The organism is Rania fehmarnensis (assembly GCF_056494185.1).
Genome location: NZ_CM151398.1, coordinates 6,135,086 through 6,149,739, shown reverse-complemented (window position 1 = coordinate 6,149,739; position 14,654 = coordinate 6,135,086). Strand labels below are relative to the sequence as shown.

The 14,654-nt window shown below is 54.6% G+C and carries 12 protein-coding genes; 7 read left to right on the top strand and 5 right to left on the bottom strand.

Features of this window, described 5'->3' with window-relative positions:
* Positions 1-29: 29 nt before the first annotated feature.
* The 5 genes from SH573x_RS21075 to SH573x_RS21055 all read left to right on the top strand — a co-directional run bounded on the left by SH573x_RS21075 (position 30) and on the right by SH573x_RS21055 (position 6,964).
* Positions 30-941, top strand: coding sequence for a hypothetical protein (locus SH573x_RS21075; RefSeq protein ID WP_479349743.1), 912 nt, complete (start codon positions 30-32; stop codon positions 939-941).
* 264 nt (positions 942-1,205) lie between these two features.
* Positions 1,206-2,459 (top strand): serine hydroxymethyltransferase, encoded by a 1,254-nt coding sequence (gene glyA / locus SH573x_RS21070; RefSeq protein ID WP_479349742.1) that lies wholly within the window; start codon positions 1,206-1,208, stop codon positions 2,457-2,459.
* A 49-nt stretch (positions 2,460-2,508) separates the two neighbouring features.
* A complete protein-coding gene (locus tag SH573x_RS21065; protein ID WP_479349741.1) occupies positions 2,509-2,964 on the top strand; it encodes a response regulator in 456 nt (151 codons plus the stop codon).
* 191 nt (positions 2,965-3,155) lie between these two features.
* A complete protein-coding gene (gene carB / locus SH573x_RS21060; RefSeq protein WP_479349740.1) occupies positions 3,156-6,407 on the top strand; it encodes a carbamoyl-phosphate synthase large subunit in 3,252 nt (1,083 codons plus the stop codon).
* Positions 6,408-6,448: 41 nt separating this feature from the next.
* Positions 6,449-6,964, top strand: a complete 516-nt coding sequence (locus SH573x_RS21055; protein WP_479356779.1) for an adenine phosphoribosyltransferase — start codon at positions 6,449-6,451, stop codon at positions 6,962-6,964.
* 2 nt (positions 6,965-6,966) lie between these two features.
* On the opposite strand, the gene SH573x_RS21050 is transcribed toward SH573x_RS21055, so the two are convergent.
* Positions 6,967-7,545, bottom strand: a complete 579-nt coding sequence (locus SH573x_RS21050) for a YqgE/AlgH family protein (protein ID WP_479349739.1) — start codon at positions 7,543-7,545, stop codon at positions 6,967-6,969.
* A gap of 364 nt (positions 7,546-7,909) precedes the next feature.
* Between SH573x_RS21050 and SH573x_RS21045 the strand changes: the two genes are divergently transcribed.
* Complete coding sequence (locus SH573x_RS21045; protein ID WP_479349738.1) at positions 7,910-8,194, top strand: FliM/FliN family flagellar motor switch protein; 285 nt, start codon at positions 7,910-7,912, stop codon at positions 8,192-8,194.
* A 439-nt stretch (positions 8,195-8,633) separates the two neighbouring features.
* Here the strand turns inward: SH573x_RS21045 and ispD are convergent, their stop codons facing one another.
* The 3 genes from ispD to SH573x_RS21030 form a co-directional block, all read right to left on the bottom strand.
* Positions 8,634-9,410, bottom strand: a complete 777-nt coding sequence (ispD, locus tag SH573x_RS21040) for a 2-C-methyl-D-erythritol 4-phosphate cytidylyltransferase (protein WP_479349737.1) — start codon at positions 9,408-9,410, stop codon at positions 8,634-8,636.
* A gap of 90 nt (positions 9,411-9,500) precedes the next feature.
* On the bottom strand, positions 9,501-10,304 hold the full coding sequence (locus SH573x_RS21035; protein WP_479349736.1) for a ThuA domain-containing protein: 804 nt from the start codon (positions 10,302-10,304) through the stop codon (positions 9,501-9,503).
* Between the two features lie 98 nt (positions 10,305-10,402).
* On the bottom strand, positions 10,403-12,193 hold the full coding sequence (locus SH573x_RS21030) for a DUF885 domain-containing protein (RefSeq protein WP_479349735.1): 1,791 nt from the start codon (positions 12,191-12,193) through the stop codon (positions 10,403-10,405).
* A gap of 85 nt (positions 12,194-12,278) precedes the next feature.
* On the opposite strand from SH573x_RS21030, the gene SH573x_RS21025 reads away from it, so the two are divergent.
* Positions 12,279-12,575 (top strand): YciI family protein, encoded by a 297-nt coding sequence (locus SH573x_RS21025; RefSeq protein ID WP_479349734.1) that lies wholly within the window; start codon positions 12,279-12,281, stop codon positions 12,573-12,575.
* Between the two features lie 431 nt (positions 12,576-13,006).
* On the opposite strand, the gene SH573x_RS21020 is transcribed toward SH573x_RS21025, so the two are convergent.
* A complete protein-coding gene (locus tag SH573x_RS21020; RefSeq protein WP_479349732.1) occupies positions 13,007-14,605 on the bottom strand; it encodes a CheR family methyltransferase in 1,599 nt (532 codons plus the stop codon).
* Positions 14,606-14,654 lie beyond the last annotated feature (49 nt).

The window sequence follows — 14,654 nt, the reverse complement described above, 5'->3', positions numbered from 1 at the left end:
AGATCAGCTTTTGCTAGTAAGGGGTAGTCATGCGTAGTCGCAAGAGTCCGCCACGGTCGTGGCGCGTCGAACGATTAGAAGATCGAAATCTATTGGCCGTGGACGTGCAAGTCCTCAGCGGTGACCTGGTCGTCAGCGGTACAGCGGATGGTGAAGTAGTCATCACGGCGCAGGCCGATGGGAGCTACATAGTGACCGACGGTGGTACGACCGTTGGTACCTACACCGGCGTCGATGACGACATCAAAGTCACGCTCGATAGCGACCAAACCGGCAGCGACGATTCTGTTGTTATCGACTTGGGTGGCCAGAGCGTCGATGCGGTGACCGTCACCTTAGGTGAGGGTGACAACTCGCTCGCAATCCAGAACGGCACGGTCAATTCTAGCTTGACGTACAAAGGCGGCTCGGGGGATGACTCTCTGACAATCGACTCGGGGGCGATCATCGCCAAGAACGTCGATGCGCTGCTGGGCAGTGGTGACAACTCGGTGTCGGCAGCTGGCTCGATTGGTCGCTCGCTCGGCGTCACCACGGGCGTGGGCGATGACTTGATCGAACTCTTGGCCACGGCTGCGGTAAGTCGGGGTGTTTCGGTGAACTTGGGCAGTGGAGATAACACGCTGACCTCTGCCGCCGACATCACCGGCCGCTTAAGTTACACGGGGGCCGGTGGTAGTGACTTGGTGACCTTGGCTGCTGACAGCACGATCAACGGCGACGTCGATGTGAAATTGGGCTCAGGCGACAACACTTTCGCACTCCAGGGCAACATAGAAGGCAACTTAAATGCCGTCAGCCGGAATGCTGATGACTCGCTGACGGTATCGGATACCGCGACCGTTAGCGGTGAGACCAACTTGGGTGCGGGCGAGGAACGCAGTTTTCGTCGTCACAGCAGGTTTGGTGGGATGCTGGCCCTGCTCTTCGGTCGCTTCTAGCCACCGGTTGTAGCTGATCTCGCCAGAGATTGGGTAGCCGATCTCGCCAGAGATTGGACGGGTTTGATGATAATAGCGTTAACGCGTCCAAAGTCTGGCGACTTCGGCTACGGGATGGCGTTTAATGATAATAGCGTTAACGCGTCCAAAGTCTGGCGACTTCGGCTACGGGGTCTCAAACCACGTTGACGGTTTGAGGCCGGTAACGGACAATTGGTGACTTGCGTTGGTTTAGCCATTGTCCGATCGTTACCAGAGGAATGCATGAACATTCTCGCCTCTCAGGATCCTGCCGTAGCTGCTGCCATCGACGCCGAGTATCAACGGCAACAAGACGGGCTGGAGATGATTGCCAGCGAAAATTACACTTCGCCAGCGGTTATGCAGGCGGTCGGGAGCGTGCTGACCAACAAATATGCCGAAGGCTATCCTGGTCGGCGTTATTATGGTGGCTGTGAGCATGTCGACACGATCGAGCGGTTGGCGATCGAGCGCGTGTGCCAACTGTTTGGGGCCGAAGCCGCCAATGTTCAGCCTCACAGTGGCTCGCAAGCCAACACGGCTGTCTACATGGCCGTACTGCAACCGGGTGATACCGTGTTGGGGCTCGACTTGGCTCAGGGTGGTCACCTCACGCATGGCATGCATCTAAACATTTCGGGCAAGCTCTATCGCTTTATCCCTTATGGCGTTGATCCACAGACGCATCGTATCGACTTTGACGCAGTGGCGCGACTGGCCCAGTTGCACAAACCCAAGATGATTGTGGCCGGTGCGAGCGCTTATCCACGTGAAATTCCGCATGCCAAGTTTGCGCAGATTGCGCAAGATGTCGGCGCCAAGTTGATGGTCGACATGGCGCATTACGCTGGCTTGGTGGCAGCCAAGGTTCACGACAACCCGGTGCCGGTGGCCGACTACGTGACCTCGACTACACATAAGACGCTTCGCGGTCCGCGAGCGGGTGTGATTCTGTGTAAGCAAGAGAATTTGAAGGCCATTAACAGTGCCGTCTTCCCTGGCTTGCAAGGTGGTCCGCTGATGCATGCCATCGCCGGCAAGGCGGTCTGTTTCGGGGAAGCACTCTCCGATGACTTCCGACGTTACGGGCAACGAATCATCGACAACGCCCGAGCGCTGGCTGAAGCATTGATGCGCGATGGTTTGCGTTTGATCAGCGGTGGAACCGACAATCACTTGATGTTGGTCGATGTGACCAGCATCGGGTTAGGTGGAAAAATGGCGGAGAAGACGCTCGACGAGTGTGGTATCACGGTCAACATGAACATGATCCCCTTCGACACTCGCAAGCCCATGGACCCTAGCGGTATTCGTATTGGCACCCCGGCTTTGACTACGCGGGGTATGGGCACCAGCGAGATGAAGCAAATTGGCAATTGGATCAGTCAAGCCTTGCGTCATCCGGATGATGTTCAGCAGCACAGGGGCATTCGTGAAGAAGTTCGTTTGATGTGCCAGAATTTCCCGGTTCCGGCCGCGGCTTTGGTAGATGCGTAGGCCAGGGTAGTGCCCGGTGCTTTCCCGCGGAGAGAATGGTAGGAGCAGAATGAGTCAAACCAATCGAATACTGATCGCTGACGATCACGCGGCCAATCGAGAACTGTTGGAAGCGTACCTGGCGTCGATCGATTGCGAGATCGGTTTATCGGTTGACGGTCAGGATACGCTCGACAAGGTCAGCTCGTTCGAACCGGATCTCATTCTGCTGGATGTGATGATGCCCAAGTTGAGCGGCTTTGAAGTCTGCCGCAAGATTAAGGATGATCCGAAGACGTCCAAGATCATGGTGTTGATGGTCACCGCTCTGAACGAGCTAGGTGATATCGAGCGGGCTGTCAAATCCGGCACCGACGATTTTTTGTCGAAACCTGTCAACAAATTTGAACTGCTCAAGCGCGTCCAGAACATGTTGCGATTGAAGGATACGACCGACGAACTTGCGCGCCTGCGTCTATACATTCAAGAGATGGATGAACGTGGAACAGTTTCGCGAGATTCTTGAAGTGTATTTTTAACTCACGCAAAGCCTTTGATTCTCGAAGTCAAAAGTGTGATGGCTGGTGTCTGAAGCCAGCTGTCAGGCGTCTCCTCCCCCTTGCCGAACTCTTCGGCATCGTGATACTCTTGGGAAATTTTATTTTTCGGACCCCCTAGCTGGGGTCACAGTTCGCTTTTTGGGATAGACGACTCCAAGTGCCACGCCGTACAGACCTTAAGAAGATAATGCTGATTGGTTCCGGCCCGATTGTGATTGGTCAAGCCTGCGAGTTTGACTATTCGGGCACCCAGGCGTGTAAGGCGCTGCGCGAAGAGGGTTACCAGGTCGTACTGGTCAACAGCAATCCGGCCACGATTATGACCGATCCGTCGTTGGCCGATCGGACTTATATCGAACCGCTGACTTGGGAAGTGGTCGCCAAGATCATCGAGCGCGAGCGACCCTGTGCGATTCTGCCGACCGTTGGCGGCCAGACTGGCCTGAATGTGGCTATGGATCTGGCGCGGCACGGTGTGTTGGAAAAGTACGGCGTCGAGATGATCGGGGCCAATCCCGCCGTGATTGCCAAGGCAGAAGAGCGTGAGCAGTTCAAGCAAGCCATGGAGAAGATCGGCTTGGAGGTTTGCAACGGCGTGGTCGTCCGCACCCTGGAAGCGGCTCGCGAGGCCCTCCCCAAGATTGGCTTGCCCTGCGTCGTCAGGCCCAGCTTTACACTCGGGGGAAGTGGTTCGGCGATTGCTTACAACCGCGACGAATTTGATGCGCTGATCCGCAACGGACTAACTCAATCACCGATTAGTGAGATTCTGCTAGAAGAATCGATCATCGGCTGGAAAGAGTTCGAGATGGAAGTGATGCGCGACATGGATGATAACGTCGTCATCATTTGCTCGATCGAGAACTTCGATCCGATGGGCGTACACACCGGTGATTCGATCACGGTGGCGCCAGCCCAGACGCTGACCGATAAAGAATACCAACGCATGCGCGATGCTTCGCTGGCCGTCATTCGCGAGATCGGCGTCGAGACGGGGGGCTCGAATATCCAGTTCGCTGTCCACCCCGATACCGGTCGCATGATCGTTATCGAGATGAACCCGCGCGTCAGCCGCTCGAGCGCCCTGGCCAGCAAGGCGACTGGTTTCCCAATCGCCAAGATTGCGGCTAAGTTGGCGGTGGGCTATCGCCTGTGGGAATTGCCCAACGATATCACGCAGAAAACCGCTGCCTGTTTTGAGCCAACCATTGATTACGTAGTCACCAAGATTCCGCGATTTGCCTTCGAAAAGTTTCCCGAAGCCGATTCCACGCTGACCACCCAAATGAAGAGCGTGGGCGAAACGATGGCGATCGGACGAACCTTCAAGGAGTCGTTTCAGAAAGCGCTGCGAGGTCTGGAGGTCGGGGCATTCGGTTTTGGTTGCGACAGCAAAGACCTGTGGGGCACCGACCGCCAACCCGATGCCGACGAGATTCGCACCAAGCTCTCACGCCCCAACCCCGATCGCGTATGGTATCTGCGTTATGCGATCAAATCGGGAATGTCGATTCAAGAGATTTACAAGATCACTGCCATCGATATCTGGTTCCTCGATCAATTAAAGGAGATCGTCGAATTGGAAGAGGAGCTAGCCAAGATCGATTCGCTCTCAGAAGCCGATCCGAAAATGATTCGCCTGGCCAAGCAGTTCGGATTCTCCGATCGTCAGTTGGCGACGCTCTTGGGCAGCGATGAACTGGAAGTGCGTAACTGGCGCAAGCAGCACGGCATCATCACCACTTTCAAGGCCGTCGATACATGTGCCGCCGAATTCGAGGCTTACACTCCCTACTATTACAGCACCTACGAACAAGAGAACGAAGCGCCGACCAAGAATCCGAACAAGAAGCGGGTCATGATCTTGGGCGGGGGACCAAACCGTATCGGCCAGGGGATCGAATTCGATTACTGCTGTTGCCACGCGAGCTTTGCGCTGCGTGAATTGGGAATCGAATCGGTGATGGTCAATAGCAACCCCGAGACCGTCAGCACCGATTACGACACCAGCGATATTTTGTTCTTCGAACCGCTGACTACTGAAGATGTGCTGAACATCTGTGATCGCATTGAGCCCGATGGTGTGATCGTTCAGTTTGGTGGTCAAACACCGCTGAATTTGTCGCGAGCGCTCAGTTCGGCTGGCGTGCCGATCATCGGCACCAGCGTCGATACGATCGAAGCGGCCGAAGATCGCGAGAAGTTTCAGAAGCTGCTCCATGAGTTGGGCTTGAAGCAACCCAACAATGCGATCGTGCGCACCATGGCCCAAGCTCGCATCGAAGCTCAGAAAGTGGGCTTCCCGTCGTTGGTGCGACCAAGCTTTGTGCTCGGTGGTCGCGCGATGGAGATCTGTTACGACCAAAGTCAATTCGAGCGTTTCGTCGCCGAAGCCTTTGTGGTCGCGCAAGGTCAACCAGTGCTGATCGATCGCTTCTTGGAAGACGCTATCGAAGTCGACGTTGATGCAATCTGCGATGGAGACGATGTGGTTGTCATGGGCATCATGGAGCACATTGAAGAGGCCGGCGTGCATTCAGGCGATTCGGCTTGTGTGATTCCGCCTTACAGTTTGCCTACGCCGGTCATTCAAGAGATTCGCGAAGCGACCTGGGCGATGGCCAAACGGCTGCGGGTCATTGGTTTGATGAACGTGCAATACGCGGTTAAACACGAAGATGGTCGCGATAACGTTTATGTGTTGGAAGTGAATCCTCGCGCTAGTCGCACGGTCCCGTTTGTGGCCAAGGCGACCGGTGTCGCGGTCGCAAACCTGGCCGCAAAAGTCATGACCGGCGTCAAGCTGGCGGAACTGGGCATTACCAAAGAACCGCTGCCGCGGCACGTTTCGATTAAAGAGAGCGTGTTTCCTTTCCGCAAGTTTGCAGGGGTCGATATCGTGCTGGGCCCCGAGATGCGCAGCACCGGGGAAGTGATGGGCATCAGCGAACGATTTTCGATTGCCTTTGCCAAGAGCCAACTGGCTGCGGGTGTCGTGTTGCCCAAGTCAGGAAATGTTTTCTTGAGTATCAATGCCCGGCAGCGTGGAGGGGTTGCCGAACTGGCTGAGCGTCTGCATGCCTTAGGCTTCAAACTCTTGGCCACTTCCGGTACGGCCGACACGATCGAAGCCGCTTCGATCCCGGTCAGGCGCGTCAAAAAGATTGCTGAGGGCAATCCTAACTTAATCGACTACTTGAAGAATGGCGAAGTGTCGCTGATCCTTAATACGCCCAGCGGCAAAGGCGCGAGGACCGACGAAGGCCGCATTCGCGCCTCCGCGGTGCAACATGGTGTACCGTGTATAACGACCATGGCGGCCGCGGTTGCTGCGCTTAAGGCCATGGAAGCCCTCACGCAAGAAGAACTGACAGTTGAGTCCCTACAAGAACGCTTCGCAGACAACTGATTGTGCCCTAGTCCCGAATTGGATGTGTCCACGTGCTTACAATGAAATTTGATTTGCGTGATTACATTCGCGAGATCCCTGACTTTCCCAAGCCAGGCATTCTGTTTCGCGACATTACTCCGCTGTTGGCTGCCCCGCGCGCATTTCAGTATGCGATCGACCAGTTCGCCGACCATTATCGCGATGCCAAGATCGACAGCATCGTCGCTGCCGAGAGCCGCGGATTCATCTTTGCTGCGCCGCTGGCCCTGGCTCTTAACGCCGCCTTCGTGCCGGTACGCAAGCCCGGCAAACTGCCGTATGCCAAGCACAGTTATTCGTATGATTTAGAGTACGGTAGCGATACACTGGAGATGCATACCGATGCGCTCAACAGTGGACAACGCGTGTTGGTAATGGACGATTTACTGGCGACCGGCGGCACCGTTGAAGCTTGCTGTAAACTTTTGGAGAATTTTCAAGTCGAGATTGTGGGCTGTGCGTTTTGCATCCACCTCAAGGCCCTGGGTGGCGCAGCTCGCTTGACTGCGCCTCTATTCAGTCTACTTGAGTATTGAAATTAATTGAGGCAAATGTGGGCCGGCGGCACTGCGTTTACTAAGCCTGAGACGAACCGATTACCGATTTCGATCATCCCGCGCCGCCACATTTCTTCTTCAGGTGCGAAGACGAGTTCCGGTGTAGCCGGCAACGGCAACCACTGGCCGGAAACAATTTCGCTTTCCAGCTGACCAACTTTCCAGACCATTTGGCCGACTACAATCCGCACTTCGCCGGCATGCGAGGCGACCAACTGCTGAAGTTTGTCGAGGTGGGCTGCAATGTAAACGCCCGCGCCCGCGGCCGCTTCAGCCCACTGTGCCTGATTGTGGAGGGCCAGGATTGGTCCTGACACGGGGCCGCCAAAACGTATAGGTCGCTCTTCCTGCTGGCCGGAAGCCTTCAAAAATTTCCACAGACCCGCGACATCGATGTCCATCGATTTATTTAGGACCAAGCCCATCGACCCTTCGGCACCGTGATGCAGAATAAGGCATACACTGCCTTGGAGCGCATTATCTGAGCAACGGCCGGTCGCCACCAACAAATTGCCACTGAGCGGGAACTTAACATCAGAGCTAGGTATTCGATTGGACATGTCAAAATTGCTTTTTGTGTGTGGCTAACAGGTTCCTGATAAGGGGTAGAATCTGCCGTGTTGACAGCATTGTTTCGGATAAGAACAACCTGAGGCAAAACGCGTGCCAAATCAGTGTTGCTCCCTCCCGCAGAGCGGCTGTCCACAGCACCTGCTAGTTCATTCTCTACCGACTAATCCGCGTTTGGCGACATCGTCCTCTCTGCGTACTTTGCGAACTCTGCGTTTTGAAAGAGGATTTCATTCCCAATTCCGACGCATAAACTCTCAAGTGGCTAACTGTCGTTTGTCGAGAAAAGAAACGGGTTGGTGTCATTTGTATCGAAATGAGATTGTCGGCTCAGCAACCGTTTAGGCTGTGTGCATGTCCAGGGCGCCGCTATCCAAAGAGTTCTGCCAAAGCCTGTTATGCGTCGAGGTGCCGGTCGTGGTTACCTTGGCTCGGACCAGCATGCCGGTCGACAAAGTGCTCAAGCTGGTTCCGGGCGTGATGATTACCTTCGACAAGGGTTGCGATAGCCCGCTGACGGTCGAAGTCGGTAACCAGACGATCGCCGAGGGCGAAGTGGTGAAGGTTGGTGATAAGTTTGGACTGCGCGTCAGTGCCATCTTGCCGCCTGAGGAGCGATTCATTCCGCTGCCGTTCTAGTCCGCGAGCACGAATCGCTGCACTCGACACACTTTCCGAATCGCTCGACGACCACCCTCAACTGCGAATGCGAATTCTCGTCGCATAGGTGCAAGTATGAGTAACTGATGGTGTAGACACTATCGCGTAGGCGGAAGAACGCCAACATCTGGCCATCGTCATAGGCCAGCAGCTGACATTCGTCGCATGTTCTCTTAATCCACTTAGGCAACATGATCGGCACCTTCTCTCGGGCGCGAATATGTTGCTTTGATTTGCAACTAGCGTGCCGTTTGGGCCTTGGAGTGCTGCGGCGTTAGCCGTAGCTTTGATGTGGTAACCAAGCTGTACCGCAGCCTGTACGAACTAGGTGCTCCCAGCGTCCAGGGTGACTCAGGCTGCGATTGATGACCACGCTTACATCAAAGCGGTGCCAGATGGCACCGCACTCCAAAGGCGCTCAGAACGGAAAAGGATTGGCTCTAGGTAGCGATTTGAGCGCAAGTTCGGCGATGCGCATGTCTTCTTTGGTGGTGACTTTGATGTTCAGCAAACTGCAGGGGACGATCTTTACCGGATGGCCACTGTATTCGACGATCGAGGCTTCGTCGGTTGCCTGGCTGGGCGTAGGGTGATCCTTGTAGGCCTGACGCAGTAATTCGGTGCGGAATACTTGCGGGGTCTGAGCCAACCACAAACCCGAACGTGGAATGGTCTCTTGAATAACGGATTGTTGGTCTACGCGTTTGACCGTGGCGTGAATCGGACAACCCAGAATAGCAGCTCCTGTGGCTTTAGCGGCTTTAAAGACATCGTCGATCCAGGGTACCGCCACGCAGGGGCGAGCCGCATCGTGGACCGCGACATAAGGCAGATCGTCTCGCACGGCTTTCAAACCCGCTAAGACGCTGTCTGCCCGCTCGGCACCACCGGTCACCACTTGAATGCCCAGCATGGCCGCGTTGGCAGCAAACTTGTCCGCGAAGATCTCGCGATCCTCGGGTGCGATGACCAGAATGATCTGCCCCACATCATCGCGCTTGGAAAAGGCTTCTGCCGAGTACATCCACATCGGACGATTGGCCAATAGCGTAAACACCTTCTTGGTATATTGATTGCCAAATCGCTCGCTGCGCCCGGCCGCCGCCAAGATCACTGCAAACTTGCTCAAGTCAAATTCCTTCTCCCAGGGATGGCTGTAGCGGAAGCCGTCAAGGCTTTCGTCGTGTTTTGTCATTTAGCGCAATGAAAATCAAGGGATCGAAATGCTTGACGCATTCCGCTACATGATCTTGTTACCCGAAATGTTGACGCATTCCGCTACGGGTTACTTCAAATATTCTTTGTTCAGGCGATCACAGGACCACAGCAGACCTCGAGTAACCAGGTCTAGGTAGCGTGCATCGCCGACGGTATCGTTGTTGTGGCCGAGGGTTGTGGCGAAGACCTTCGTTTTGCCTCGATATAGGTTGGTCCACACGACGGCGCAGTCTTCGACCTTCTCTGCGCCTGCTTTGTCTTTCAGCGTTTGCTTACCGCGGGCCAAAGGGGTGGCCGTTTCGACCAACTTGCCCGAGCTGTTGTTGTAGAGCTCTTCGTTGACTGTAGTCCAATCAGTCAGCGATTCGGTGATTGGACCCGCATTCTTGACGTACGCGATGGCGATCGGCAACTGCGGTCCATGGCCAGTAGATTGCAGCCCCGTAAATTCAAACCAAGGAGTAATCTTTTCGGGATAGCCTTGGCTGCGATAACTGTGGATGCCGCAATGAAGGATCACTGCCGGCAATCCAGCGCGATGGGGTTCCAAGATGCGATCGATCAAGGCCAGGTCTTTCACATCCGAAGTGCATTCATCGTGGATGATAACATCAAAGTCTTTAGCCCAATCAGCCTTCTCGTAAACTGGATTCAGGTGCTGCGTACCCTTGTCAGGGTCATAGGCAATGGTGATCTCTACATGAGCCCGCTGACTGATGCCATCCTTGATCAGTTGCTGCTGGGCTACATAGTCGTGGCAGCACCCGCCCAGCACCAGCAGCGCTCGGATAGGTTTGATCTTCGACTCTTGCGCCAGACAGGGTGCAACCGTTAGCACGAGGCAGCTTAGTAAGGCCAGCAAACACCGCATAGTAAAACTCCACAAGAGAAAAATCTAAAATCTAAAATCGCAAATCTAAAATCGCAAATCTAAAATCGCAAATCTAAAATCGCAAATCTAAAATCTACTTACCTTGGCTGCTTGAGTCGTTCGCGAACGAGTTGCGGCAGGAACTTTACGGGAACTGAGCCGTGGTCGAGCACTGCCTCGTGGAATCGGCCCAGTTCAAACTTGTCTCCCAGTTCGCGCTGGATATCTTGTCTCAGTTTGTAATGCGCCATGCGTCCCACGAAATAGGTGCTGAGTTGCGTCGAGGATTGCTTGGCCCGCACGATCTTCAGTCGGGCTTCGCCCTCGGATTGATAGGCGTCTTCTACTAAAAATTTCAATGCCTGGTCATCGGTCATTTCAGTGCAATGCATCTTATGATCGAGAATCGCGTTGGCGACAGCCCGCAGATAGAACTTCAGTTGGTTCAATCGCAGCGCCAGTTCGCCATCTCCGTAACCTTGGTCGAGCATCATTTGTTCGGTGTAGACTGCCCAGCCTTCGATGAATACCCCCGACTGCAAGACGCGACGGATGAGCGATGGTTCGCGATTGGAGTATTCCAGCTGCACATAATGACCTGGGTAGGCTTCGTGAATCGTCAAGATCTGCAGCATGTGCTTGTTGTATTCTTCAAGAAAGCTGCGCACCTTGTCTGCGCCCCACACCGAAGGTGGCGGGCTGACGGCGTAGTAACTGAAGCCTTGGGGATCCAGCGGCAAGGCGTTATCCAAGTATGCCAACGAATTGCCCCGGCGAAACTCGGGCATTTCGATCACCTGGCAGCGATCTTGTTCAGGCAGACGCAAGATATCCTTATCTGCGATAAATTTTTGAATCGCGCTGACCGTGTTGCGGGCGTCCAGTATGAGCGTCTCTGGAGCGCCATGTTCTTGGCTGACCGCTTGGGTGACCAGCGCGATCGTACTGCGACGGCCAACAGCATCGTCAGGCGGTAACGGTTTGTTTGGGTAATAACGATGCCAAAGTTGTCGAGCCACCACATACATGTCGCGCTGGACGCGCTGGAACTCTTGCTCGGCTTCGGCTAGCACGCGGGCCGCATCCCAACCTGCATCCAGTACTAACTCCAGTTTACGTGAAAAACGTTCTTCACCTAATCGCCATTGTCCGGTGGCCCGCGCGGTGACGTCTTTCTCGAGAAATGTTTGATAGTCCGTAAGAGCTTTGACAGCGGTGCTGGTGGCGGCCTTCAGCTCTTCCAGTTTGTCGGTCGGACCGATCAGGTCGAAGATGTCTTTTTGGTAGAAGCTGATCGCGCCGCGGTTTTGCAGAATTGCGGTATCCAAAATGGTCTTGGGCGGATACGCCAGAGTCTGCTGGGCGATGGCGACGATGCGTGGTATTTGTTGGATGCGCGCCAGCGCGTTAGCGACGTTTCGCTCTTTCGGCAACGTAGATTGGGTCAGCAGCGAATACACGCTGTCGTTAATGTAGCTGCCATAGGTGCGCGGATCATCCTCGAAGGGCTTGGTGTTTTCAGTCAGCCAGATCGAGCGTTCAAGCTCATCGCGGAAGATTTCGAAGTCGATCTTGCCGTCTGAAGAAAGTTGATCCACGATAGCCAAGGCATCCAATGCGCTTAACTGTTTGCGGGTGTGGGTTAACCAGCCAGCTCGAGCTTCCGCGGAGACATCGTCTAACAAATGATCAAAGCGATGATCGCCCAACATGGTGGCATCGAGCGGTCGCATCTGAAAGACTTCTTCCAGATGCTGTTTGAAGAACGATTGCAGCTTTTTGTCGGCGGTTTGGGATTGGGCTATCGGCAAGGAACCCAGAGCCGCGCACCACCCACATACGCTCATCAGCCAGTATTTCACAGTTTCACCGCTCGCAGGAATGGACATCAAGTTAGATTCTTGACACGATGATATAGTTTAATCTCGCTCGGCGAAAGCCAACCGTAAACCTTGCCGCACTGGAGCCCTGGGGATGCCACAATATGTAGTGATTGCTTGGGATGGAACTGACCCAGACGCCCCGGCTCGTCGCGCCGCCGTGCGGGAAGCTCATCTGGACAATGTGGCTCCGATGTTTGCCGACGGCCGCATGAAAGAAGGCGGAGCCATTCTGAATGCTGACGGGCAAATGATCGGTTCGACTTGCATCGTAGAGTTCAACGAACCGAGCGAGCTGGACCAGTGGTTGCAGACTGATCCCTACATCGTCGGCAACGTTTGGCAAAAAATCGAAGTCCATCCATTCCGCTGCGCTCCGCGACGACGGTGAAACGCCTTTGGAGTGCGGTGCCGTGTGGCACCGCTTTGATGTAAGCGAAGTCATCAAACGCAGCCTGAGTCACTCTGAAAGTTTGGAGTCACCTGGTTCGTACAGGCTGCGCTTTGGAGTGCGGTGCCGTGTGGCACCGCTTTGATGTAAGTAAAGTCTTTAGCCGCAGCCTGAGTTACTCTGAATGTTTGGAGTCACCTGGTTCGTACAGACTGCGGAATAGTTGGTTATCACATCAAAGCTACGGCTAACGCCGCAGCACTCCATATGGAGTGCGGTGCCGTGTGGCACCGCTTTGATGTAAGTAAAGTCTTTAGCCGCAGCCTGAGTCACTCTGAATGTTTGGAGTCACCTGGTTCGTACAGACTGCGGAATAGTTGGTTATCACATCAAAGCTACGGCTGCGCCGCAGCACTCCAAAGGGACGCGCTCTACGAAAACAGCGTTACCGAGCTGGTTGCTTGGATGGGTAAGCCGTGAAGGAGTGGGCCGGGAGAGTTGGGTGGCTCGTTGTCGACATTCTTGTCGGCGGCGCCGTCGAGCAGTCGGACCAAGACTTTGCCCGTGGTTGGGATGTAATGAATGTGGCGGGCGTATTGACCGCCCACATTTTCCGCCACAATCGGAATGCGCTCGGTATCCAAGAATTGTTTGACGAACTCGATGTTTCGGGCACCGACACTAGAAACAGCGGTGAGGCTATCAACCACATTGGCACCTCCAAATATTTTGGCTACGAGTTGTCGACGATTGGCGCCGAGTTTCATCATGGCGTTGATCAGCAGTTCCATCGCGTGCACTCCATAGCTGGTGTTCACGCGGCCGCGCATGCTGGACTCCGGTAACATAAAGTGATTCATACCGCCAATACGCTGGGTACCGTCGTATAGGCAGGCGGCGATACACGATCCCAAGGTAGTTTTCAAGACGCTGGGCGTGGACGAGGCTTCGTATTCACCGACGATCAAGGGAATGAGCGGCCAATCGCGGTACTCGGCTAGTCGACTGTCGCTGGCATCGACTCGCTGTTGCCCGGCTGGTGCGGCTGGGGTTTGCGTCGCGACACGCGTGCCGGGAGATGATTTCAGTTTGCCAACTGACGACCCTGGCAGCTTGTCACGGGCCATCGAACGGGCGACCACTTGAGGTTTAACTCGATAAATAGTGTCACCCAGCGAATCGAAGTCGTCCGTAATGGAAAACAGCGACTCTGAGTGGCCGATGACCAATAGTCCGCCGGGCAGCAAGTGTCGACTGAAGTGCTCTACGACTTTGGCTTGCGTCTGCTGGTCAAAATAGATCATCACATTTCGACAGAATATGGCATCGAATCGAACATTGATGGGCCAGGTGGATTCGTTCAGATTGATCTGGCGAAATGTAAGAAGCCGTCTGAGTTCTTCGCGGGCTTCATACATCGGAGTCTCCCCCCGCGAGAGCTTTGTAAAATACTTTGTCTTCAATGAAGCGGGTACCGGATCCAGTTCTGGCTCGGGGTAGATGCCAGCCAAGGCTGTTGCCAGAACTTGGGTATCGATATCCGACGCCAAGATGCGCAGATCCCAATCGGTTTGCGAACCGAAGTAATCGTTTAGTGTTAGCGCCAGCGTGTATGGTTCTTGGCCCGTGGAAGACGCTGCGCACCAAATGCGCACCTTTTTCTCGCGGCCAGAGAGTGTAGCCATACGCAGGGCCGGCAGAAATTCCTGCTTCAAATAATCGAAATGATGAGCTTCGCGATAAAACTCGGTCTTATTCGTCGTCAGCGAGTTGATGAAGTTCTCGACTTCGCCGCTCGAACGTGTCGGATCTTGCAGCAGATCGTAATAGCTGCCATACGATTCGAGTTCCAAGGCGCGCAAGCGACGGGCCAGTCGAGCTTTGACCAGCTCGCGTTTACGATCGCTGAGCGATATACCGGCTAACTCGTAAATGAGCTTGCGGAACTTGTGAAACTCACTGTCTTTCAGTTCGACTTCGATGTTGGCGGCCATAACTTTCGGTGTGCTTTCTGCACTTGGGACTTTCATAAATCGCCGAAGCAGAGAGGATACAAGTCATGGCTTGTATCCTCTGGTC